At 74.7% G+C, this 22,107-nt stretch carries 21 protein-coding genes; 8 read left to right on the top strand and 13 right to left on the bottom strand.

The genetic code is table 11. The annotated features are described in order from the left end of the window. Window positions 1-324: 324 nt before the first annotated feature. Window positions 325-1,056 (bottom strand): VIT1/CCC1 transporter family protein, encoded by a 732-nt coding sequence (locus AC0ZLC_RS24260; RefSeq protein WP_476754064.1) that lies wholly within the window; start codon window positions 1,054-1,056, stop codon window positions 325-327. A 311-nt stretch (window positions 1,057-1,367) separates the two neighbouring features. Between AC0ZLC_RS24260 and AC0ZLC_RS24255 the strand changes: the two genes are divergently transcribed. The 7 genes from AC0ZLC_RS24255 to AC0ZLC_RS24225 all read left to right on the top strand — a co-directional run bounded on the left by AC0ZLC_RS24255 (window position 1,368) and on the right by AC0ZLC_RS24225 (window position 9,901). Then, a complete protein-coding gene (locus AC0ZLC_RS24255) occupies window positions 1,368-2,483 on the top strand; it encodes an ADP-ribosylglycohydrolase family protein (RefSeq protein ID WP_476754063.1) in 1,116 nt (371 codons plus the stop codon). Window positions 2,484-2,926: 443 nt separating this feature from the next. Continuing rightward, complete coding sequence (locus AC0ZLC_RS24250) at window positions 2,927-4,297, top strand: ADP-ribosylglycohydrolase family protein (protein ID WP_476754062.1); 1,371 nt, start codon at window positions 2,927-2,929, stop codon at window positions 4,295-4,297. A 7-nt stretch (window positions 4,298-4,304) separates the two neighbouring features. Next, window positions 4,305-5,468, top strand: coding sequence for an ADP-ribosylglycohydrolase family protein (locus AC0ZLC_RS24245; RefSeq protein ID WP_476754061.1), 1,164 nt, complete (start codon window positions 4,305-4,307; stop codon window positions 5,466-5,468). Continuing rightward, the gene (locus AC0ZLC_RS24240) at window positions 5,456-6,838 is read left to right on the top strand and encodes an ADP-ribosylglycohydrolase family protein (RefSeq protein ID WP_476754060.1); all 1,383 of its coding nucleotides are present in this window, start codon (window positions 5,456-5,458) and stop codon (window positions 6,836-6,838) included. The genes AC0ZLC_RS24245 and AC0ZLC_RS24240 overlap by 13 nt, the downstream gene beginning before the upstream one ends. Continuing rightward, complete coding sequence (rbsK, locus tag AC0ZLC_RS24235; protein WP_476754059.1) at window positions 6,835-7,737, top strand: ribokinase; 903 nt, start codon at window positions 6,835-6,837, stop codon at window positions 7,735-7,737. Before AC0ZLC_RS24240 ends, rbsK begins: the two co-directional genes overlap by 4 nt. Then, window positions 7,734-9,071: a CaiB/BaiF CoA transferase family protein gene (locus tag AC0ZLC_RS24230; RefSeq protein ID WP_476754058.1), complete on the top strand. Its 1,338-nt coding sequence runs from the start codon at window positions 7,734-7,736 to the stop codon at window positions 9,069-9,071. Before rbsK ends, AC0ZLC_RS24230 begins: the two co-directional genes overlap by 4 nt. Further along, a complete protein-coding gene (locus tag AC0ZLC_RS24225; protein WP_476754057.1) occupies window positions 9,068-9,901 on the top strand; it encodes an HpcH/HpaI aldolase/citrate lyase family protein in 834 nt (277 codons plus the stop codon). Before AC0ZLC_RS24230 ends, AC0ZLC_RS24225 begins: the two co-directional genes overlap by 4 nt. Window positions 9,902-9,983: 82 nt before the next feature. Here the strand turns inward: AC0ZLC_RS24225 and lgt are convergent, their stop codons facing one another. From lgt to hisI, 11 genes are all read right to left on the bottom strand, one after another. Next, complete coding sequence (gene lgt, locus AC0ZLC_RS24220) at window positions 9,984-11,177, bottom strand: prolipoprotein diacylglyceryl transferase (RefSeq protein WP_476754056.1); 1,194 nt, start codon at window positions 11,175-11,177, stop codon at window positions 9,984-9,986. A gap of 131 nt (window positions 11,178-11,308) precedes the next feature. Beyond that, entirely contained in the window at window positions 11,309-12,088 is a 780-nt protein-coding gene (locus AC0ZLC_RS24215; protein ID WP_476754055.1) for a DsbA family protein, read from the bottom strand. 84 nt (window positions 12,089-12,172) lie between these two features. Then, on the bottom strand, window positions 12,173-12,988 hold the full coding sequence (trpA, locus tag AC0ZLC_RS24210; protein ID WP_476754054.1) for a tryptophan synthase subunit alpha: 816 nt from the start codon (window positions 12,986-12,988) through the stop codon (window positions 12,173-12,175). Next, complete coding sequence (trpB, locus tag AC0ZLC_RS24205; RefSeq protein WP_476754053.1) at window positions 12,985-14,271, bottom strand: tryptophan synthase subunit beta; 1,287 nt, start codon at window positions 14,269-14,271, stop codon at window positions 12,985-12,987. Before trpB ends, trpA begins: the two co-directional genes overlap by 4 nt. 141 nt (window positions 14,272-14,412) lie before the next feature. Continuing rightward, the gene (trpM, locus tag AC0ZLC_RS24200; protein ID WP_476754052.1) at window positions 14,413-14,706 is read right to left on the bottom strand and encodes a tryptophan biosynthesis modulator TrpM; all 294 of its coding nucleotides are present in this window, start codon (window positions 14,704-14,706) and stop codon (window positions 14,413-14,415) included. Window positions 14,707-14,713: 7 nt separating this feature from the next. Beyond that, window positions 14,714-15,523: an indole-3-glycerol phosphate synthase TrpC gene (gene trpC, locus AC0ZLC_RS24195; protein ID WP_476754051.1), complete on the bottom strand. Its 810-nt coding sequence runs from the start codon at window positions 15,521-15,523 to the stop codon at window positions 14,714-14,716. 166 nt (window positions 15,524-15,689) lie between these two features. Further along, window positions 15,690-16,151, bottom strand: a complete 462-nt coding sequence (locus tag AC0ZLC_RS24190; protein WP_476754050.1) for a DUF2752 domain-containing protein — start codon at window positions 16,149-16,151, stop codon at window positions 15,690-15,692. Between the two features lie 115 nt (window positions 16,152-16,266). After that, on the bottom strand, window positions 16,267-16,515 hold the full coding sequence (locus tag AC0ZLC_RS24185) for an HGxxPAAW family protein (RefSeq protein ID WP_358852213.1): 249 nt from the start codon (window positions 16,513-16,515) through the stop codon (window positions 16,267-16,269). Between the two features lie 245 nt (window positions 16,516-16,760). Further along, a complete protein-coding gene (locus AC0ZLC_RS24180; protein WP_476754049.1) occupies window positions 16,761-17,402 on the bottom strand; it encodes a TIGR02234 family membrane protein in 642 nt (213 codons plus the stop codon). A gap of 52 nt (window positions 17,403-17,454) precedes the next feature. Continuing rightward, window positions 17,455-18,933: an anthranilate synthase component I gene (locus AC0ZLC_RS24175; RefSeq protein WP_476754048.1), complete on the bottom strand. Its 1,479-nt coding sequence runs from the start codon at window positions 18,931-18,933 to the stop codon at window positions 17,455-17,457. Between the two features lie 11 nt (window positions 18,934-18,944). Then, window positions 18,945-19,346: a phosphoribosyl-AMP cyclohydrolase gene (hisI, locus tag AC0ZLC_RS24170; protein ID WP_476754047.1), complete on the bottom strand. Its 402-nt coding sequence runs from the start codon at window positions 19,344-19,346 to the stop codon at window positions 18,945-18,947. A gap of 109 nt (window positions 19,347-19,455) precedes the next feature. Between hisI and AC0ZLC_RS24165 the strand changes: the two genes are divergently transcribed. Next, window positions 19,456-20,091, top strand: coding sequence for a TIGR03085 family metal-binding protein (locus AC0ZLC_RS24165; RefSeq protein WP_476754046.1), 636 nt, complete (start codon window positions 19,456-19,458; stop codon window positions 20,089-20,091). Window positions 20,092-20,230: 139 nt separating this feature from the next. Here AC0ZLC_RS24165 and AC0ZLC_RS24160 read toward each other — a convergent pair whose 3' ends face one another. Continuing rightward, complete coding sequence (locus AC0ZLC_RS24160; RefSeq protein ID WP_476754045.1) at window positions 20,231-21,919, bottom strand: MFS transporter; 1,689 nt, start codon at window positions 21,917-21,919, stop codon at window positions 20,231-20,233. Between the last annotated feature and the right edge of the window lie 188 nt (window positions 21,920-22,107).

The following is a 22,107-nucleotide window of genomic DNA, read 5'->3' as shown; positions in this document are numbered from 1 at the left end:
GGGACGACGTTGGCCCTCTGCGGTGGAGTGCAAAATTTCGTGCAGGTTACATGATGGAGCGGTTCTCGGGAACCGGATACTCCGTTTCAGCATGCGGACACCGCGGTCGCGGTGGGGGTACCGCGCACGGCGGTGAAGTGTGGGGGACCCATGTGGACAGATCGATGTCCTCGGGCCCGGGCGGGGCGGGCGGCTTCGCCGGTCACGCAGGGTGCGGCGCGGGCCTCATTGCCCACGCGCTTACGGGTCATGCCCGGTGGTTAAGCGTTCGAAACCGCCGGGTAACGACTAGTTATGCAGCCCTTCGCATAAGTGCGCTGCGCCTCATCCTACGGCCGTACCGAACCAGCTGCCCAGGACGTACGTCACACCGGCCGCGGCGCCACCGAGGGCCAGCTGCCGCAGCCCGCTGTACCACCAGGAACGCGCGGTCACCTTGGCCACGAGCGCGCCGCACGCGAAGAGTCCGACGAAGGCGAGCACCAGCGCGGGCCACAGGGCGGTCGCACCCAGCAGGAAGGGCAGGACGGGGAGCAGGGCGCCCAGGGCGAAGGAGCCGAAGCTGGAGACGGCGGCGACGGACGGCGAGGGCAGGTCGCCCGGGTCTATGCCCAGTTCCTCGCGCGCGTGGATCTCCAGCGCCTGCTCGGGATCGCGCGAGAGCTGCCTTGCCACCTCCCTCGCCAGCCCGGGCTCGACACCACGGGCCTCGTACAGCTCGGCGAGCTCGCGCTCCTCGTCCTGCGGGTGCTTGCGCAGTTCCCGGCGCTCGACGGCCAGTTCCGCCTCGACCAGCTCGCGCTGGGAAGCGACGGAGGTGTATTCGCCCGCGGCCATCGAGAAGGCGCCGGCCGCGAGTCCCGCGAGACCGGTGATGACGATCGTCTGGTGCGCGACGGAGCCGCCGGCGACGCCCGTCATCAGGGCGAGGTTGGAGACGAGTCCGTCCATCGCACCGAACACGGCGGGGCGCAGCCAGCCGCCGTTGACGTCGCGGTGGGTGTGGTTGTCGCGGTGCGCCTCGTGCAGTGCGGCTTCGGTGTCGATGATGGCCATCTCGGTCCCCCAGCAGGCTCTTTATTGGACGGATTCTACTTTTCGACAACAGCAAAGGTACGCCTTGAATTTCCTGCCCGCCAGCAAGGAAAGGCTGCGCTAACCTGCGCCTTTGCCCGTCAGCGCTCATCCGTGGCGGGCCGCGCGCAGCTGTCGACCGGGTGACGCTGCGGGCCGCGAGGCCGTGCCGGGCCGTTCCGGTGGGACAGATCCGCAAAGGGTTCCGCGCACGGTTCCGCCCCGTGGTGCCGCACACGGTTCCGCGCTGTGGCTCCGCGCTGTGACCGGAGCCGGGAGAGAAGAGGCACCGGATGGCTCCCATCGCCTGCATTCCCTCGGTCCCGCCGCCCCAGGACGCCGCCCGCCTGCGGGACCGGGCGCGCGGGGCACTGCTCGGGCTCGCCGTCGGGGACGCGCTCGGGGCACCCGCCGAGAACATGAAGCCGTCCGAGATCCGGGCGCGGTGGGGCCGTATCACCGGGTACGTCGCCGAGCACCCCGCCGGGACCGACGACACCGAGTACGCGATCTTCTCCGGACTGCTGCTGGCCCGCCACGGCTCGGCGCTCACCGCGGCCCATGTGGAGACGGCCTGGCACCACTGGATCGCGGACCGGGACGAGGGGCCGTTCCGCGGCGCCGGGTTCAGCGAGCGGGGCACCCTGGAAAACCTGCGCCGGGGGCTGGCGGCGCCGATCTCCGCCCAGCACCGGCACGCGTGGAGCGACGGTCTCGCGATGCGCGCGGCACCCTTCGGCGTCTTCGCGGCGGGCCGCCCGGCCGAGGCGGCCCGCCTGGTGGCGATCGACGGCTCGGTCAGCCACGAGGGGGAGGGCATCTACGGCGGGCAGGCGGTCGCGGCCGGGGTCGCGGCGGCGATGACCGGCGCTCCCACCATTGCCGTGGTGGCCTGCGCCCTCGCCGTGGTCCCGGACGACTCCTGGACGGCCCGGTCGCTGCGGCGCGCGGTCGCGGTCGCCCACCGGGGTGAGCGCGCGGTCCGCTCGGCGGTCGTCATCGGCGGTTACCCGTGGACGGACCTCGCACCGGAGGCCGTCGCGCTCGCCTTCGGCGCGTACGCGGCGGCCGACGGCGACTTCACGGAATCCGTGCTCACCGCGGTCAACATGGGCCGCGACGCCGACACCACGGCGGCGGTGGCCGGGGCGCTGGCCGGTGCGACTCGGGGCGCCGCCGCCATTCCGGCCGAGTGGGCCGCGGCCATCGGCCCGGCGCTCGGCAGCTGCCTTCCCTCGATGGCGGGCCACCACGTGCTGGACGTGGCGGAGCTGCTGACCCCGGAGGACGACGAGCAGTGGACCGCGGGGCCCGGCGCTGTACCCCGGGAATTCCTCGACGACCCCGGCGGCGCGCGCCTGCGGCCCGACCCGCACACGTACGTGATCACCGGCGAGGTGCGGCCGTGACCCCCGGTCCGGTGGGGGACGAACCCGGCGTGGACGCCGCCTCGGCGCTTGGCGAGGAGACGCGGACGGCGCTTCTCTCCGGCACGCGGACACACGCGGAGCCCTCGGCGGGCGGTGACGCGCCCGCCGTGGGTGCCGCCGTCACGCGGCCGCCGGCACCCCAGGACACGGCCGCCGCCGTCACGCGGCCGCCGGCACCCCAGGACACGGCCGCCGCCCTCGCGGACACCGCGGACACGGTTTCACCGGCACCCCCCGGTGTCCGGCCCCCGAGCCACGGCCGGCCGCCGGCATCCCAGGACACGGCCGCTGTCGTCCCCGCGGACGCCGCAGACACGGCCGTTGTCGTCCCCGCGGACACCGCGCACACGGCTTCACCGGCACCCCCCGGTGTCCGGCCCCCGAGCCACGGGAATGAGCCTGCGGCCCCCGGCGTCCAGCACTTGAGCATCGAAGTACGGCTTACGAACCCCGTCACCGAACCCCCCGCCCCACACGAAGCCCTCCTCCCGGCCCTCCCCACGGAGGCGTCCCGCCCGCCGGCTTTCGGCAGCCCGCCCGCGAGCCTCCTCAACCGACCCCCCGTCCCGGACGAAGCCCTCCCCTCGCCCGACCCGACGAGGACACCTCCCCCACCAGCCCCCGGCAGCCCGCCCGCGAGCCTCCTCGTGGCGGGCGCCCCGGGCGGGGCCGGTGTCGCGGTGCGGCGGATCGAGGGGTTGTTGCTCGGGCTGGCCGCGGGTGACGCCGCGGGATGGCCGGCCGCCCGGCACCGGGCCGCCCGCATGCCCGAGTGGACGCGGCGGCTCACCCGTGAGCTGGACACGTTCGCGGAGCAGAACGCGACCACCACCCTGCCCGTGCCCATCGCCCTCAACCAGCCGCCCGAACCCCTGCGGCTCGGCCCCTCGGACGACGCCGAATGGGCCGCCTTCGCGGCCGAGGCGGTCCTGCGGGCCGGGGACGGCAGCGCCCTCGGCGACCTCAGCCGGGAGCGCCGGATGCGCGCCGCGATCGACCTGGCGTGGAACGCCGTCGCCGGCGAGGTGGCCGCCGCGGCCGAACGCGCCCCGGAGGTCGAGTCGGCCGTGCTGCCGCTGCGCGCCCGGATCTCGGTCCGGGCCGGCCTCGGCAACCTCGTCGCCGGCCTGCGCCCGCCCGCCACCGGCCACGACAACCCCCACTACTTCGACGACGCCGCCTGCGTACGTGCCTGCGTGCTCGCCGTGGCGCACCCGGGCGACCCCCGACTCGCCGCGGAACTGGCCGAGTTCGACGCCCGCTACACCCAGGACGGTGACGGCGTGCACGGCGCCCGCGCCATGGCCGCGGCCGTCGCGCTCGCCCTGACCGGAGCGCACGTCGACGCCTGCGTGACGGCCGCGCTCGCCGAGCTGCCGGCGGCGACGGAGATCGGCCGCAACGCGCGGCACGCGCTCGCCCTCGCGCGGGGCGCCGACAGCACCTTCGGTCTCGTACCCCTGCTGGAGCATCAGATCGTCGACCACGTCTACAGCTACGGCATCGCGGCCGCCGAGACCGTCCCCGTCGCCCTCGCCCTCGCGACCGCCGCGCGGGGCCGCATCGCCGAGGCGGTGCCGGCCGCCGCGTGCCTGTCCCGGGTAGCCGACTCCGCCCCGGCCCTGGCCGGCGCCCTGACCGGCGCGCTCGGCGGCGGCGACACCATCCCCGCCGCCTGGCGCGACGCCTGCCGCACCCTCTCCGGCTGCGCCCTGCCCCGCCTCACGGGCACCGACCTGGTGGAACTCGCCGGACTCCTGGCAGCCACGGAACTGAGCACACCAGGAGGATGATTCGGGCATGACGCCCACAACCATGGAAACCCTCGAAGAACGGATCACCGGGGCCCTCGTCGGCGCCGCCGTCGGCGACGCCCTCGGCGGACCGGTCGAGGGGTACAGCCCCGAGCAGATCCTCGAACGCCACGGCGGCCGCGTGCACGGCGTCGTCGGCCCCTGGAACGGCGACACCTGGCGCACCGCCCGCCCGATCGCCCCCTACCACAAGGGTGACGGACACGTCACCGACGACACCCTGATGACCCACGCCCTGGTCCGGGTCTACGCCACGGTCCGCGACCACCTCGACGCCTACGCGGTCGCCGGGCACCTGGTCCCCGACCTCATGGGCACGCCCCGCTGGATCCCCGAACTGGAGGCCGAGGCCCTCCCGCTCCAGCGGATCTTCCTCGCCGAGAAGTGGCTGGTGGCCCGGATCCACTACGGGCACGTCGACCCGCGCGAGGCCGGCACCGGGAACATCGTCAACTGCGGCGCGGCGATGTACATGGCACCGGTCGGCCTGGTCAACGCCGCCGACCCCGCCGCCGCGTACGCCGAGGCGCTCGACGTCGCCGGTGCCCACCAGTCGTCGTACGGCCGTGAGGCGGCGGGGGTCTTCGCGGCGGCGGTCGCCGCGGCGTGCGCGCCGGGGGCCAGCCCGGCCTCGGTCGTCGACGCCTGCCTCGCGCTGGCCAAGGACGGCACGCGGGCCGCCGTCGAGGCGGTCTGCGAAGTCGCCGTCCGGCACACGGACTTCGAGTCGGCGCTCCGCCCGCTGCGGGAAGCCGTGGCCCCCTTCGACACCGTCGGCCCCGACTACCGCGCCCCCTCGCTCGGCGCCCGCCGCCCCTCCCGCCTGCACGCCATCGAGGAACTCCCCGTCGCGCTGGGCATGTTGCTGGTCGCCGGCGGCGACTACCGGCACACCGTGCTGGGCTGCGTCAACTACGGCCGGGACTGCGACTCCATCGCCACCATGGCCGGCGCCCTCGCCGGCGCTCTGGGCTCCGAGGTCCCCCGCGACTGGTCCAAGACGGTCGCGGAGTCGAGCCGCCTCGACCTGCACGCGCCCGCGACGACCCTCGCCGAGGTCACCCGCGAGATCTTCGACCGGGACGTCCGGCGCCGAAGGGCCCACGAGGCGGCGTTCGCGGCGCTCACGGGGGCACCGTGCTCCGCCTGACCTGGGTCCAGCCCGAGGACCTCCTCGGCCACGAGCTGCGCCAGGCCGCCCAGGACGGCCGCGAGACCGTGGCCGTCACGGCCCGCTGGCGGGCGGCGGGCGGACCCGAGGCGCCCGCCCGGGCGGGCGCCTCACCGACACCCGCCTCCCCGTATCTGCGCGTCCTCGCGGAGGACCTGCTCGACGAACTGGCCGACCTGCCCGGCGCCCTGGCGGACCGGGAACCGACCGGCCTCGGACGGATCAGGGACCGCTGCCCGGACTGGCCCGCCCGGGTTCCGGCCGGTCCCGCACCCGCCCCGGCCGGCCCCCGCCGGCTGGAAGCCGCCTGGCTCGGCCGGGCCGCGGGCTGCCTGCTGGGCAAACCGGTGGAGAAGCTCCCCCTGCGGGGCATCCGCGAACTGGCCCGCGCCGCCGGCAACTGGCCGCTGAGCACGTATTTCACGGCCCGCGGAGTCCCCGCGGAACTGGCGACGGCCCACCCCTGGAACAAGCGCTCCGCGCCCACCTCACTCGCCGAGAACATCGACGGCATGCCGGAGGACGACGACCTCAACTACCCGCTGCTGAACCTGCTGTTGCTCCAGCGGTACGGCCGCGGGTTCACCACCGCCGACGTGGCGCGGCTGTGGCTGGACGAACTCCCCGCGGGCCGCACGTTCACCGCGGAGCGCGTCGCGTACCGCAACCTCCTCGCCGGCGTGGAACCCCCGCGCACGGCCCGCCATCGCAACCCCTTCCGTGAGTGGATCGGCGCCCTGATCCGCGCGGACGTCCACGGCTGGACGAACCCCGGCGACCCGGCGGCCGCCGCGGAACAGGCCCACCGGGACGCCACCCTCACCCACACTGCCAACGGGGTGTACGCGGCGATGTTCGCGGCGGGGACCCTCGCCGCGGCGGCGGGCGGCAACAGCGACGTCCACGCGTGCCTGCGGGCGGGACTCGCCGTCGTCCCGGCCGGCTCCCGGCTGGCCGAAGCCGTCCGTCACGCCGTCCGGCTGGCCCGTACGACCGAGGACTTCGACGCCGTCGTCGACGAACTGCACGCCGCGCACCGCGCCTACCACTGGGTCCACGCCGTCCCCAACACCGCCCTGATCGCCGCGGCCCTCACCCATGCGGACGGGGACTTCGCGGGCTCCGTCTGCCGTGCCGTGTCGGGCGGCTGGGACACGGACTCCAACGGCGCGACGGCGGGCAGCGTCGCGGGCCTGCTGGCCGGGCACCCCGCCGCCCTCCCCGAGCGGTGGACCGCTCCGCTCAAGAACCGGCTGGCCACCTCGATCGCCGACTTCGACGGCGTCGGCTTCGACACCCTCGCCCAGCTCACCCACCGCCAGAGCCACCAGGAGGCCTGCCGCCCATGACTCTCATCGCCGTACTCGGCAGCACGAACATGGACCTCGTCACGTACGTAGCCAAGGCCCCGCAGCGCGGCGAGACGGTGAGGGGCCGCGAGTTCCGCACGGTCCCCGGCGGCAAGGGCGCCAACCAGGCGATCGCCGCGGCCCGCGCGGGCGCCGACGTCTCGATGATCGGCGCGGTGGGCCAGGACGCCTTCGGCACCGGACTGCGGTCCACCCTCGAACACTCCGGCGTGGACACCGACCACCTGCGCACCGCCGAGGGCCCGTCCGGCACCGCCCACATCGTCGTGGACGACGAGGGCGGCAACGCCATCGTCGTCATCCCGGGCGCGAACGGCACCGTCGACCACCTGGCCCCCGGCGACGAGGCCCTCATCGCCGCCGCCGACGCGCTCCTGCTCCAGCTGGAGATCCCGCTGGCCGCCGTCGTCGCGGGCGCCGAGGCCGCGCGCGGGCACGGCGTCCGCACGGTCCTGACCCCCTCCCCCGTCCAGCCACTGCCACCCGAACTCCTCGACGCCGTGGACCTGTTGGTCGCCAACCAGCACGAGGCCGCCGCGCTCAGCGGTGTCATCGAACCCCGGGAGGCGGCCAAGACCCTGCTCGCACGGGTCCCGGCCGTGATCGTGACGCTCGGCGCGGCGGGCTGCCTGTACGTCGCGCGGGATCACGACCCGATCAGTGTCCCCGTGCCGCGGGTGACCGCCGTGGACACCACCGGCGCGGGCGACACCTTCGTCGGCACCCTCGCCGTCGCGCTCGGCGAGGGCAGGCCGATGCGGGCCGCCCTCGCCTGGGCCTCGGCCGCCGCCGCGCTGTCGGTGCAGCGGGCCGGCGCCTCGTCCTCGATGCCCTACCGCTCCGAGATCGACGCCCAGGCGTCGCGGCCCGCGTCATGAGCGCCCGCCAGGAACACGGCCCGAGCGGACCGGGGCGGCACTCCGCAGCCCGCCAGGAACCCGGACCAGGCGGACCCGCGCAGCCCTCCCCGGCGGCAGGCCGGGAACAGGACACGTCACGGGAGCACGGCGCCGGTACGGCGACGGAGCACGGCCCGCTGACCGGCCTGCGCGTGCTCGACCTCGCGACCCTCTTCGCGGGACCGCTGGCCGCCACCATGCTGGGGGACTTCGGCGCCGAGGTGATCAAGGTCGAGCACCCGGCCAAGCCTGATCCCTCCCGGGGGCACGGCCCGTCCAAGGACGGTGTCGGCCTGTGGTGGAAGCTCCTCGGCCGCAACAAGCGCACCATCACGCTCGACCTGTCGAGCCCCGGCGGCCGCGACACCCTGCTCCGCCTCGCCGCGACGGCCGACGTCGTCGTCGAGAACTTCCGCCCCGGCACCCTGGAGAAGTGGGGCCTCGGCTGGGAGAAGCTGTCGGCCGCCAACCCGCGGCTGGTGCTCGCCAGGGTCACCGGCTTCGGCCAGTTCGGCCCGTACGCGCACCGCCCCGGGTTCGGCACGCTGGCCGAGGCGATGAGCGGGTTCGCGGCGATCACCGGCGAACCGGGCGCCCCGCCGACCCTGCCGCCCTTCGGCCTGGCCGACTCGATCGCCGGCCTGGCGACGGCGTACGCGGTGATGACGGCACTGACGGCCCGGGACCGCACGGGCGAGGGCCAGGTGGTCGACATGGCGATCATCGAACCGATCCTCACCGTCGTCGGCCCGCAGCCCCTCTGGTACGACCAGCTCGGCCACGTCCAGCCCCGCACCGGCAACCGCTCCGCCAACAACGCGCCCCGCAACACCTACCGCACGGCCGACGGCATGTGGGTCGCGGTGTCCACGTCGGCGCAGTCGGTCGCGGAACGGCTGATGCGGCTGGTCGGGCGCCCGGAGCTGATCGACGAACCGTGGTTCGCGTCGGGCGCGGAGCGGGCCCGCAACGCGGACGTGCTGGACGAGGCCGTCGGCACGTGGATCGCCCGCCACACCCGCGAGGAGGTGCTGAGCGCCTTCGAGAAGGCGGAGGCGGCGGTGGCGCCGGTCCAGGACGTACGGGACGTCATGGCGGACCCGCAGTACGCGGCCCTGGACAGCATCACCACCGTCGACGACCCCGAACTGGGCCCGCTGCGCATGCAGAACGTCCTCTTCCGGCTCTCCGCGACGCCCGGCGCGATCCGCTGGGCCGGCCGGCGGCACGGCGCGGACACGGCGGCGGTGCTGACCGAACTCGGCCTGACGGAGCCCGAGCTCGACCGCCTGCGGTCGGAGGGCGCCCTGTGACCACGCAACCGGTCCTGACCTGGCTGTACGTCCCCGGCGACCGGCCCGACGTGGTGGTCAAGGCGCTCGCGTGCGGCGCGGACGCCGTGATCGTCGACCTGGAGGACGCGGTCGCCCCCGCCCGCAAGGAGTACGCCCGCGCGGCCACCGCGGAGCTGCTCTCCGACGTCGCCCCGGTCGCCGTCCACGTCCGTGTGAACGCCCTGGACGGCCCCCTGGCCGAGGCCGACCTGAAGACGCTCGCCCCGCTGCCCGGCCTGTCCGGTCTCCGGCTGCCGAAGGTGACCTCGCCGTGGGACGTCGTGCGGGTGGCGGAGGGCGCCGTCCGCGCCGAGGGCGGCGCCCTCGGGCTGTACGCCCTGCTGGAGACGGCCCTCGGCGTGGAGCAGGCGTTCGCCGTCGCGTCCGCGCACCACGCCCTGCGCGGCATCGCGCTCGGCGAGGCCGACCTGCGGGCCGATCTCGGCGTACGGGAGGGCGCGGGCCTGGACTGGGCGCGCGCCCGGGTGGTCGTCGCCGCCCGGGCGGCGGGTCTGCCGCCGCCCAGCCAGTCGGTCTACCCGGACATCCGGGACCTGGACGGGCTGGCCGTGTCGTGTGCGCACGGCCGTGCCCTGGGCTTCCTCGGGCGGGCGGCCATCCATCCCCGGCAGCTCCCGGTCATCGAGCGGGCGTACCTCCCGACCCCGGAGGAGATCGAGTCCGCCGAGGCGGTGGTCGAGGCCGCCGCGGTCCACCCGGGCGCGCTGGCGCTGCCCGACGGCCGGTTCGTCGACGCGGCGGTGGTGGCGGGCGCCCACCGCACCCTTGCGCTGGCCCGCCGCGGCTGAGGCGTGCGTGTCCGCGGCCCGCACACGCGAAGGGCGCCGGATCCGTGATCCGGCGCCCTTCGACCCGTCGTGGCGGGTCCGGTCAGTTCTTCTTGGCCGACCCGGCCTCGTCCCTCTCGGACGCGGCGGACCCGTCGGCGCCGGCGGCGTCCGCGGAGCTCTCGGCCCCGGGCTTCCTGCCCAGCTCGACGGCGTCACCGTCCGACGTGGCCCCCGTCTTCCCGTCGGTCCTGACGCCGGACGTGGCCGTCGTGGCGCCCGTCTCCCCGTCGGTCCCGGCGCCCGTCACCGTGTCCGTCTCGCCGTCGGTCCCGGCGCCGGTCACGTGGTCCGTCTCGCCGTCGGTCCCGGCGCCGGTCACGTGGTCCGGCTCGACGTCGGTCCCGGCGTCCGGCTTGCCGCCGGACGCGGCCTTCTTGCCGTCGGTGTCCCTGGCGTCCTCCGCCGAGCGGTCCGTGCCCGTGCCCGGCTCGACGACCTCCTCGCGTCCGGGCCGCATCCGCGCGGACAGGACCAGGTAGACCACGGCGAGGACGAAGACCACCATCGCGGTCCAGTCGTTCAGGCGCAGGCCGAGGAAGTGGTGGGCGTCGTCGACGCGCATGTACTCGATCCAGCCGCGGCCCACGCAGTACGCGGCGACGTACAGCGCGAACGCCCGGCCGTGCCCGAGCTTGAAGCGGCGGTCGGCCCAGATGACGAGGAAGCCGACGCCGACGCACCACAGCGACTCGTACAGGAACGTCGGGTGGTAGTAGCCCGGCACCCGCCCGTCCGTCGAGGACGTGATGTGCAGCGCCCAGGGAACCGACGTCTCCCGGCCGTACAGCTCCTGGTTGAACCAGTTGCCCCAGCGCCCGATGGCCTGGGCGAAGACGATGCCGGGCGCGAGGGCGTCGGCCCACGCCGGCAGCGGGATGCCGCGGCGGCGGCAGCCGATCCACGCACCCACCGCACCGAGCGCGATCGCGCCCCAGATGCCGAGGCCGCCCTCCCAGATCTTGAAGGCGTCCACCCAGTCACGGCCCTCGCTGAAGTACAGCTCGTAGTCCGTGATCACGTGGTAGAGCCGTCCGCCGACGAGACCGAACGGGACGGCCCAGACCGCGATGTCGGCCACCGTGCCGGGACGCCCGCCGCGGGCGACCCAGCGCTTGTTGCCGAGCCAGACGGCCACGAAGACGCCGATGATGATGCAGAACGCGTAGCCGCGCAGCGGAATGGGGCCGAGGTGCAGCACCCCGCGCGACGGGCTGGGAATGTAGGCAAGTTCCATGGCAGGGTCGACGCTACCGTGCCGGGCCGGGCCGACGGCGGGCAGCCCGGCTACGGGTCCATAACGGGGAGCGCCCGCGGCTCGCCCGAGACCCGGGTCTCGGGCGAGCCGCGGGGCTGCGGCGGAGGGGCTCAGCCCTCCTTGTTCTCCGCCTGCACCAACTGCTTCAGCTTCGCCGGGGTCATCGCCCGGTCCGCGTAGATGTTCCTGCCGCCGAACAGCACGGTCGGTGTGCCGCCGAAGTGGCCTGCCTGGAACGCTTGGTTCGACTTCAGGACCCAGGTGTCGTGCGTGCCGTCGTCGACGCACTTGCGGAACGCCGGGGTGTCCAGCCCCTTCACCTCGCCGGCCAGCTCGATGAGCCTGTCCGGCTTCGCGAAGGCGTCGTCGGTCTCCTGGGGCTGGTTGTCGTACAGGGCGTCGTGGTACGCGGTGAACTTCCCGGCGTCCTGGGCGCAGGCCGCGGCGTTGGCCGCCCGGCGGGAGCCGCTGCCGCCCATGTTCCCGTCGATCAGCGTGGCGAGGCGATAGTCGACCTTCAGCTGCCCGGCGTCCACCAGCTCGTGGATGGTCGGGCGGTACGCCGTCTCGAAGGACTTGCAGGCCGGGCAGCGGAAGTCCTCGTACACCGTGAGGGTGGACCTGGCGGCGTCCTGGCCCACGGGGATCGCGAGGCCGTCCTTGCCCCGCGCCCCCGAGGGCGACACGACGGGGCCCGCGGCGTCGCTCTTGTCGTCCTTGCCCGCGTTGGCGGCGACGACGCCCACCACCGCGGCGAGACCGAGGACGCAGACCACCGACGCCCCCACGATCAGCGCCCGCCGGCGCTTCTCCCCGGCCTTCTGCTTCTCTCGCTCGACCGCCAGCCGCTCGCGGGCGGTGCGCTTCCCGTCACGCTTCTTCTCGCTCACATCCGGCAGAACGAACCGGGGAGGCGCAGCGCGCCTCCCCGGCCCCAGGTCCACTCGTTCGAGTGAGCGGATCACCGGTGTGCGTCACGCCGTGCCGCGCACGCCCTTCGCCAGATCGCTCGCGAGGGCGCGTACGGCGTCCAGCCCGGCCGCCTCGTCCGGCGCGTCCAGCATCCGCTTCACGAAGGCCGAGCCGACGATCACGCCGTCGGCGAAGCCGGCCACTTCGGCGGCCTGCGGGGCGTTGGAGACGCCGAGGCCGACGCAGACGGGCAGGTCCGTGGTGGCCTTGGTGCGGCGCACCAGGTCCTGCGCCTGGGCGCCCACCGACTCGCGGGTGCCGGTGACGCCCATCAGCGAGGCTGCGTAGACGAAGCCGGAGCCCGCCGCGGTGATCTCGGCGAGCCGGGCGTCCTTGCTGCTGGGAGCGACGACGAAGACGGTCGCGAGACCGTGCTTGTCGGCGTGCTCCCGCCACAGCGCCGACTCCTGCACCGGCAGGTCGGGCAGGATGCACCCGGCCCCGCCCGCCGCGGCGAGTTCGGCGGTGAAGCGCTCGACGCCGTAGCGGTCGATGGGGTTCCAGTACGTCATCACGAGCACCGGCTTCCCGGTGGCCGTGTGCGCCTCGCGGACCGTGCGCATCACGTCCGCGATCCGGACGCCGCCGCGCAGGGCGATGTCGTCGGCGGTCTGGATGACGGGACCGTCGAGGACGGGGTCGCTGTGCGGCAGCCCCACCTCGACGACGTCGGCGCCGCCGTCGAAGGCGGCCTTGATCGCCGCGATCCCGCCGTCCACGGTCGGGAAGCCGGCCGGGAGGTACGCGATCAGGGCGGCCCTGCCCTCGGCCCTGGCGCCGGCGAGCGTGTCGCCCAACAGCTGGATGTTGCCGCTCACTTGGCGTCCCCCTCGATCTCGGCGCCGTCGCCGGCCTCGTCCGCCTCGACGACGGCGTCGGTGTCGTACAGCCCGAAGTAGCGGGCGGCCGTGTCCATGTCCTTGTCGCCGCGCCCCGACAGGTTGACCACGATCAGCCCGTCCTCGCCCAGTTCCCTGCCGACCTCCAGGGCGCCGGCCAGCGCGTGTGCGCTCTCGATGGCCGGGATGATGCCCTCGGTGCGGGAGAGCAGGCGCAGTGCCTGCATGGCCGCGTCGTCGGTGACGGCGCGGTACTCGCCGCGTCCGCTGTCCTTGAGGTAGGAGTGCTCGGGGCCGATGCCGGGGTAGTCGAGGCCGGCCGAGATCGAGTACGGCTCGGTGATCTGCCCCTCCTCGTCCTGGAGGACGTAGGACCGCGAGCCGTGCAGGATGCCCGGCTCGCCGGCGGTCAGCGTCGCCGCGTGCTCGCCGGTCTCGATGCCGTGCCCGGCGGGCTCGCAGCCGATGAGGCGGACGCCGGTGTCCGGGATGAAGGCGTGGAAGAGGCCGATGGCGTTGGAGCCGCCGCCGACGCAGGCGACGGCGGCGTCGGGGAGCCGTCCCGCGCGCTCCAGGATCTGCCGGCGCGCCTCGACGCCGATCACCCGGTGGAAGTCCCGCACCATGGCCGGGAAGGGGTGCGGGCCCGCCACCGTGCCGAAGAGGTAGTGGGTGCGGTCGACGTTGGCGACCCAGTCGCGGAACGCCTCGTTGATGGCGTCCTTGAGGGTGCGGCTGCCGGACTTCACGGCGATGACCTCGGCGCCGAGCATGCGCATCCGGGCCACGTTCAGGGCCTGTCGCTCGGTGTCGATCTCACCCATGTAGATGGTGCAGTCGAGTCCGAACAGCGCGCAGGCGGTGGCGGTGGCCACGCCGTGCTGTCCGGCACCGGTCTCGGCGATGACCCGCGTCTTGCCCATGCGCCGGGTGAGCAGCGCCTGGCCGAGCACGTTGTTGATCTTGTGGGAGCCGGTGTGGTTCAGGTCCTCGCGCTTGAGGAACACCCGGGCGCCGCCCGCGTGGGCGGCGAAGCGCGGCACCTCGGTGAGGGAGCTGGGGCGCCCGGTGTAGTGGACGAGCAGGTCGTCCAGTTCGCGGGCGAACTCGGGGTCGGCCTTGGCCTTGTCGTACTCGACGGCGACCTCGTCCACGGCGGCGACGAGCGCCTCCGGGATGAACTTGCCGCCGAACGCGCCGAAGTACCCCTCGGCGCTGGGGATCAGACCCTCGGGGTCGGGAATGAAGAACTCGCTGGGCATGCGGATACCTCACAGGGGCGTTGGCCCCGGTCACGGATCGGACAGGAGTCACGTCGTCGACGCACGCGCGCATCAAGCCGCGGGTGCCCGGCGGCCCGTCCCCGTCGCCGCCGACGGGCGGGGCGGCGGTGGAGGGACCGGTCAGACCACCCGGAGGGCGGACCGGGCCGGGGCCGGTGGGAGCGCGCGCACGCGCACGCGCCATCGCATGCCGTTGACCTGCCCCGGTTCGTCCCCGATGACGTAGCGGACCCGGCGGCCGTGCACGCGGCGGGCCGGGGCCCGGCAGCCGCGCGGGCGGCAGCCGCGGGCGAGGCGGGCGTAGGGATCCCGCGTCGTCCGGGCGGCGGGGAGCGGGGCGGCCGACCGCAGGCATCCGGCGGCGCCGGGCGAGCGCAGGCTCACCCGGTGCCGGGGTGCGGTCGGGCCGGCCACGGGAGCGTCAGCCCCGTCCGTGGCGCAGCGCGGGGTGGGCCCCGGCCGCGACGAGGTCGGAGACCGCGGCCCTGGGGTCGCGGCCGGTGACGAGGGACTCGCCGACCAGGACCGCGTCGGCGCCGGCGTTGGCGTACGCGATGAGGTCGTGCGGCCCGCGGACACCGGACTCGGCGATCTTGACGAGGTGGTCCGGGATCTCGGGGGCGACCCGCTCGAAGGTGGTGCGGTCGACCTTCAGCGTCTTCAGGTCGCGCGCGTTGACACCGATCACCTTCGCGCCGGCGTCCACCGCCCGTTCGGCCTCGTCCTCGTCGTGCACCTCGACGAGCGGGGTGAGCCCGATGGACTCGGCGCGCTCGATGAGGGACTCCAGGGCGGCCTGGTCGAGGGCGGCCACGATCAGCAGGACGAGGTCGGCGCCGTAGGCCCGGGCCTCCCACAGCTGGTACGACGTGACGATGAAGTCCTTGCGCAGCACGGGGATGTCGACCTTGGCGCGGACGGCCTCCAGGTCGGCCAGCGAGCCGCCGAAGCGGCGCTGCTCGGTCAGCACGGAGATGACGGCCGCACCGCCCGCCTCGTAGTCCGCGGCGAGCGCGGCCGGGTCGGCGATCGCGGCGAGCGCGCCCTTGGAGGGGCTGGAGCGCTTGACCTCGCAGATGACCTTGACGCCGTCACCGCGCAGGGCGGCCACGCCGTCCTTGGCCGCCGGAGCCTTCGCGGCGCGCTCCTTGAGCTCGTCGAGGCTGACGCGCGCCTGTCGCTCCGCGAGGTCGGCACGGACTCCGTCGATGATCTCGTCGAGCACACTCACGCGAGCGGCCCCCTTCCCTGCGGTGGACGGTTTGAGCGGTCGGGCGGTCGACCCGGGTCCGCCGTCCCTGACGGTTGAGACGGGTCACTGCGATGGTATCCGGAGGAGGGCGCAGGCCTCGCATCCGGTTGACGCCGGTCCCACTACCTGGACGTTCGCCCATTGATCAAGGGTGGAGCCAGTCACCGGACGGCAGGTTCCGGACAATGGTGAAGGCCAGCAGCAACACGCCGACGCCCCACAGGTGGACGGGACCGAGGTCGATCCGCACCGGCCGGCCGCGCGCCGTGCGGACCACCCAGACGGACCACACCACCGCGAACACCAGGTACCCCGCGACGGCGAGCGCGTTGTCCGTGAGCGCCGCCGCGAAGTCCCCGTGCACGAAGGCGTGGGCGCTGCGCAGGCCGCCGCAGCCGGGGCAGTAGAGCCCGGTGAGGCGCAGCAGCGGGCAGAGGGGGTAGTGCCCCGGCTCGTTCGGGTCGACGGTTCCGACGTAGGCGAAGGCGCCGACGACGGCGGCGAGCACACCGGCGGGGACCGCCAGCCGCCGCGCCGCCCCGGTCGGCGGACCGGTGCCCGCGTCCGGCGGGGTCACCCTGTGGGTTTCGGCGTTCACCCGGAGCATTCTGCCCCGCGCGGCGCACCGGCGCCCGTCGCGCACGGGGCCGTCGCGCACGGCGAAGCGGCCCCCGGCAGACTCCGGAGGCCGCTCGACGACGTGCGAGGTCGGGCGGGAGGCCTCAGCCCTCCGCGCCCGCGACCTGGGGCGCCGAGTGCGGCTTCTGGACGTGCGCCTCCTTCGGCTGGCCCATCCCCATCGCGCGCATGATGCCGCCGACGACACCACCGAGGACGACGATGACCATGCCGGCCCAGAAGCCCAGCGGGTTGGCCAGCACCATGAACGCGCCGGAGACGCAGAAACCGATGAAGGCGATGATGACACCGGTCCAGGCGGCCGGGGTGTGGCCGTGGCTGCTGCCCGCCATGACTTAGCTCCTCGTTGCTGTGTGCGTGTGTGAGTCGGACGCTCGGCGTCCATTGTCCCGTACTCGCGGGTCCGCCTTGAGCGCGGGGTGGCCCCTTCCGCGGCGGCCGGGCCGGATCGGGACGGACGTCCCGGGCCGAAGGTCCCGGCGGCCCCGGAGGGCGGGGGGGTCTCAGGTCCCGGCAGCCTCCGGCAGCCCCGGGGAGGGTCGTGTCTCGAATCCCGGCAGCCCCGGGGAGGGGTGTCTCAGGTCCCGGTCGGGTCCTCGCCGCGGTCCAGGGCCTTCCACAGGTCCTCGGGCCGGTCGGGGTCCACGGGCTTGGTCCTGCGCGGCCGGGGGGTGCCGTCGCGCTCGTAGCGGCCGGACATGGCGGGCCACAGCCGCCCGTAGCGCAGCGCGAGCAGCCCGGCCAGCAGGATGAGCCCGCCGCCGGCCGCGGCCACGTACGGCCAGGCGGTGTGGCCGAGCGCGTGCACGGTCGCGGAGGTGGCGCCGGACGCCTGGGCGGCCTTGTCGTCGAGCGCGGAGCTGTCCTCGGCACCGAGCAGGGCGGCCGTGGCGACGCCGGCGCCCGAGAGGGCCAGCAGCGCGGAGACGAGGAGGCGCCCGGAGCGGCGTACGGCGAAGACGGCGACGAGCGCGGCGAGGCTGACCACGGCGAGCGCGGCGGGCACGCCCGTGACGTCGCTGCCCTTCGCGGACAGCGGGAACTCGCCGCCGGCCACCGACGTGGTGCCCTCCGACCAGCCCTGCCGGGTGGCGAGCAGCGTCACGGCGGCGCCGAGCGCGCCGCAGAACAGCGCCACGGCCAGGCTGCGGCGGCCGGACCCGTCGGGTCCCGCGGCGGCTTCGGATCGGGGGTGAGGCACAGCAGTCACGTACTCCACTATCGCCTGAACCCCGGGCGAACCGTCACCCGGGGTTCACGTGAGAAGCGTCCTATTTCCCGAGCCGGTTCGCCGTGTGCACGGCGCGGAGCACCGCCGCGGCCTTGTTGCGGCACTCGGTGTCCTCCGCGACCGGGTCGGAGTCGGCCACCACACCGGCACCGGCCTGCACGTAGGCCGTGCCGTCCCGCAGCAGCGCCGTACGGATGGCGATGGCGGTGTCCGAGTCGCCGGCGAAGTCGAGGTAGCCGACGCAGCCGCCGTACAGGCCGCGCCGGGAGGGCTCCAGTTCGTCGATGATCTGCATGGCGCGCGGCTTGGGCGCTCCGGACAGGGTGCCCGCCGGGAAGCAGGCGGTCAGCACGTCGAATGCCGTACGTCCCCGGGCGACCCGGCCGGTCACCGTCGAGACGATGTGCATGACGTGGGAGTACCGCTCGATGGACATGAAGTCGACGACCTCGACCGAACCGGGCTCGCAGACCCGCCCCAGGTCGTTCCGCCCGAGGTCGACGAGCATGAGGTGCTCGGCGCGTTCCTTGGGGTCGGCGATCAGCTCGTCGGCGAGTGCCTGGTCCTCCTGGACGGTGGCGCCGCGCGGCCGGGTGCCCGCGATGGGGTGGACCATCGCCTGCCCGTCCTCGACCTTGACCAGGGCCTCGGGGGACGAGCCCACGACGTCGAAGCCCTCGAAGCGGAAGAGGTACATGTACGGCGACGGGTTGGTCGCCCGCAGGACCCGGTAGACGTCCAGGGCACTGGCCGTGCAGGGGGTCTCGAAGCGCTGGGAGGGCACGACCTGGAAGGCCTCGCCGGCGCGGATGCGCTCCTTGATGTCCTCGACGGCGTCCTGGTACTGCGGGCCGCCCCACAGCGCCGTGTACTCGGGAAGCTCGGACGGCGGGAGCGCGGCCGGGGGCTGCGAGACCGCGCGCGACAGGTCCGCCTCCATCGCGTCGAGGCGGGCGACGGCGTCCGCGTACGCCTCGTCGACACCCGTGTCGAGGTCGTTGTGGTTGATGGCGTTGGCGATCAGCTGGACCGTGCCGTCCCAGTGGTCGAGGACGGCGAGGTCGCTGGTGAGCAGCATGGTCAGCTCGGGGAGCTTCAGGTCGTCCCGCTCACCGGGGCCGATCTTCTCCAGGCGGCGCACGACGTCGTAGCCGAGGTAGCCGACCATGCCGCCGGTGAAGGGGGGCAGGCCGTCCCCGCGCGGTGTGTGCAGCGCCTCGATCGTGGCGCGCAGCGCGGCCAGCGGGTCGCCGTCGACGGGCACGCCGACGGGGGGCGTGCCCAGCCAGTGGGCCCGGCCGTCGCGCTCGGTCAGCGTCGCGTGGCTGCGGACGCCGACGAAGGAATAGCGAGACCAGGACCGGCCGTTCTCGGCCGATTCGAGCAGGAAGGTGCCGGGGCGCTCGGCGGCCAGTTTGCGGTACAGGGCGACGGGGGTGTCGCCGTCCGCGAGGAGCTTGCGGCCGACGGGGATCACCCTGCGGTCGGTGGCCAGCTTGCGGAACGTCTCGAGGTCCATGACGGCTGACCCTACTGACCGGCGGACTGTGTGCCCGGCCCGGCGTCCGTGAGCAGGACGTCGGCTTCGAAGCAGGTCCGGGCGCCGGTGTGGCAGGCGGCGCCGGTCTGGTCGACCTTGACGAGGACGGTGTCGGCGTCGCAGTCGAGCGCGACGGACCTCACGTGCTGCACGTGTCCCGAGGTGTCGCCCTTGACCCAGTACTCCTGGCGGCTGCGGGACCAGTAGGTGCAGCGGCCCGTGGTGAGGGTGCGGTGCAGGGCCTCGTCATCCATCCAGCCCAGCATCAGCACCTCCCCGGTGTCGTACTGCTGGGCGATCGCGGGGACGAGCCCGTCGGCGCCGCGCTTGAGACGCGCGGCGATGCCGGGGTCGAGGCTGCTGGGCGGGGGCGTACTGGTCATGGCGACCATTGTGCCGCGCCCGCCGGACGCACCCGGCGGGCGTCCACTGGGCGGACCGGGTCGCGTTCCCGCCGGATGTCCACTGGGCGGAGTGGCGCGGCGGTCGTAGGCTGGCGTCATGTCGACCCATGCGAAGCGTGAACGACTTCTCCTCGCCGATCTGTTGGAGGCCGAGGGGCCGGACGCCCCCACCCTGTGCGACGGCTGGACCACCCGTGACCTAGCCGCGCACGTCGTGGTGCGCGAGCGCCGCGCGGACGCGGCGGGCGGAATTCTGATCAAGCAGCTCGCGCCCCGGCTGGAACGGGTGCAGGCGGAGTTCGCCGAGAAGCCGTACGAGGAGCTGATCCAGCTCATCCGTACGGGGCCGCCGCGATTCTCGCCCTTCTCCCTGAAGCAGGTCGACGAGGCGTCGAACACGATCGAGTTCTACGTCCACACCGAGGACGTGCGCCGGGCCCGGCCCGCCTGGACGCCCCGGCCGCTGGACTCCGTCTTCCAGGACACCCTCTGGTCGCGGCTGGAGCGCACGGCCCGGCTGGTGGGCCGCGGCACGCCGACGGGCCTGGTGCTGCGCCGCCCGGACGGCCAGACGGTGGTCGCCCGCAGGGGCACCCCGGTGGTGACGGTGACCGGCGAGCCCTCGGAGCTGCTGCTCTTCGCCTACGGACGCCAGAGTGTGGCCGCCGTGGAGCTGGAGGGCGACAAGGAGGCGATCGCGAAGCTGCGGGAGGCGAAGCCGCTGGGCATCTGACCTCCCGGTCCGCGCGCAGTGACTGCCGCGCGGGCCTCTGGGGTGCCCGGACGGCGCCCGGAGCCGGAGGCCGCGGACGGTCTCCTTCTTCGGGTGTCCACCCAGGACGGCTCCGGATCCGCTCCGGGGTACGTCCGCGCTACTTCGGCAGTTCGGCGCGGCGCAGGGGGCCGGAGCAGAGGGCCACGACGCCGCCGAGACCGCAGACCGCGGCGCTGACGACGAAGACGGGGCCGGTACCCCAGACGCCGATGGCGGTGGCCGAGACCGGCATGCTGAGCGGGGCGAAGCCGAGGCTGACGATCCCCGCCACCGCGCTGACCCGGCCGAGATAGGCGGGGTCGGTCTCGGTCTGCAGCAGCGCCCCGCACAGGACTCCGCTGAGGCCGGCGAGCAGTCCGACGAGCAGGGCGACTCCCGTCGCGACGGCGACGCCGGGCACGTGGGCGAGGGAACCCATCGCCACGCACCCGAGGAGGAGCGCGACGGCCATGACGCGCCCGGCGTACGGCAGCCGTCCCCGCGCGGTCAGCAGCAGGGAGACGAGCCCGGCCCCGGTGCCGAACCCGGCGAGCACCCAGCCCATGCCGGCGGCTCCCCACCCGCGCTGGTCCGCGAGCAGGGCCAGCCCCACGTTGAGCGGACCGACGAAGCCGAGGTCGCCCAGGGCTATGGAGACGATCAGCGGGGCGAGCACCGGGTGCCGCCGGATGTAGCGCAGCCCGTCACAAAGCTCCCGCCACGCGTTCGGAGACGCCGGCCGAGCACCGTCGACCACCCCGTCCCCGGCGGCGGGGGCAGCCCCGACGGGCAGCTCGGATTCGGCGGATCCGGCGAGCGGTCCGGCCGCGGCGGACACGGCGACCCCGACGGCCGGCTCCGGCCCGGCGGCCACGGCAGCCGCGCCGGTCCTCCCGATTCCGGCGGCCGCGGCAGACGCGTCAACCCGTCCGGCCCCGTCCACCGGCTCGGCTCCGGCACTCGACTCCGGCCCGGCGGGTACGGCTACCCCGGCGGCCGGTGCAGGTCCGGCGGGTGCGGCAGCGCTGCCGACCGGCTCGGCTTCCGCACTCGACTCCGGCCCGGCGGGTACGGCTACCCCGGCGGCCGGTCCAGGTCCGGCGGACACGGCAGGCCCGTCAGCCGGTCCGCCTCCGTCAACCGGCCCGGTTCCGGCGGCTGTGGCAGGGCCGTCGGCCGGCTGCGGGGGCAGGTCTGTCATCCGAACGGAGACCAGCAGCGGCACGGACACGGCGATCAGCAGGCCCGCCAGGCCGAAGGCGGCCGCCGCGCCGCCCGCGGCCACCCCGAGGCCGCCGAGCGGGGCGCCCACGACGTTGGCGAAGCGGATCGCGAGACCGCGCATGCCCTGGACGCGGGCGAGCTGCCCGCGTCCGGTGATGCGGGCGGGAAGCGCGCCGACGGCCGGCATGAAGACGGCGTCGACGGTGCCGAAGACCAGGGCGAGCAGGGCCAGCGGCCACAGACCCGGCTCGGCCGCGAACAGCAGCGCGGCGACCGCGAGGACGGCCGCGCAGCGCACGGCGTCACTGCCGATGACGACCTTGCGGGGTCCGAAGCGGTCCGCGACCACTCCTCCGCCCAGCATGAGCAGGGCCCGGGGCACGGCGCTCGCGGCCGTCACGAGTCCGGCCTGCGCAGGCGTTCCGGCCTGGACGGCCGCCCAGGACAGGGCGAGGTAGTAGATGTTGTCGCCGAGCATCGACGCGGTGTAGGCGCCGAGCCAGCGCAGGACGTTGCCGTCCCGGTGGGCGGGCCGTTCGGCGGCGACGGCGGGCTCGACGGCGTACGCGGTGCCGGCGGTCACGGGCGGCGTCCTCTCGGGCACGGAACGGGCGGCCGGACACGGGCGGCGCCACGCTCCCGCGCCCCTCGGTGTCGCCGGACGCCCGGGCTGCACGGCACCGCCGCCTCGCGGCACGGCCCCGTTCCTCGTACGTCGCGAGCACGGCGAGCGGCTCGCCGGTCGGCGCGGACAGCCTATCGGCCGTCCGC

The organism is Streptomyces sp. GLSS-08, assembly GCF_056387915.1.
The sequence above is the reverse complement of the archived record's forward strand: the minus strand, read 5'-3'. Positions and strand labels throughout refer to the sequence as shown.

Excerpts from the sequence above, each read along its gene's own strand:
- trpB (WP_476754053.1), bottom strand. The coding sequence starts at position 14,271 with ATGCCCAGCGAGTTCTTCATTCCCGACCCCGAGGGTCTGATCCCCAGC.
- AC0ZLC_RS24190 (WP_476754050.1), bottom strand. The coding sequence starts at position 16,151 with ATGCTCCGGGTGAACGCCGAAACCCACAGGGTGACCCCGCCGGACGCG.
- rbsK (WP_476754059.1), top strand. The coding sequence starts at position 6,835 with ATGACTCTCATCGCCGTACTCGGCAGCACGAACATGGACCTCGTCACG.
- AC0ZLC_RS24245 (WP_476754061.1), top strand. The coding sequence starts at position 4,305 with ATGACGCCCACAACCATGGAAACCCTCGAAGAACGGATCACCGGGGCC.
- AC0ZLC_RS24165 (WP_476754046.1), top strand. The coding sequence starts at position 19,456 with ATGTCGACCCATGCGAAGCGTGAACGACTTCTCCTCGCCGATCTGTTG.
- AC0ZLC_RS24230 (WP_476754058.1), top strand. The coding sequence starts at position 7,734 with ATGAGCGCCCGCCAGGAACACGGCCCGAGCGGACCGGGGCGGCACTCC.
- lgt (WP_476754056.1), bottom strand. The coding sequence starts at position 11,177 with ATGGAACTTGCCTACATTCCCAGCCCGTCGCGCGGGGTGCTGCACCTC.
- AC0ZLC_RS24175 (WP_476754048.1), bottom strand. The coding sequence starts at position 18,933 with ATGGACCTCGAGACGTTCCGCAAGCTGGCCACCGACCGCAGGGTGATC.
- hisI (WP_476754047.1), bottom strand. The coding sequence starts at position 19,346 with ATGGTCGCCATGACCAGTACGCCCCCGCCCAGCAGCCTCGACCCCGGC.
- AC0ZLC_RS24260 (WP_476754064.1), bottom strand. The coding sequence starts at position 1,056 with ATGGCCATCATCGACACCGAAGCCGCACTGCACGAGGCGCACCGCGAC.
- AC0ZLC_RS24255 (WP_476754063.1), top strand. The coding sequence starts at position 1,368 with ATGGCTCCCATCGCCTGCATTCCCTCGGTCCCGCCGCCCCAGGACGCC.
- AC0ZLC_RS24185 (WP_358852213.1), bottom strand. The coding sequence starts at position 16,515 with ATGGCGGGCAGCAGCCACGGCCACACCCCGGCCGCCTGGACCGGTGTC.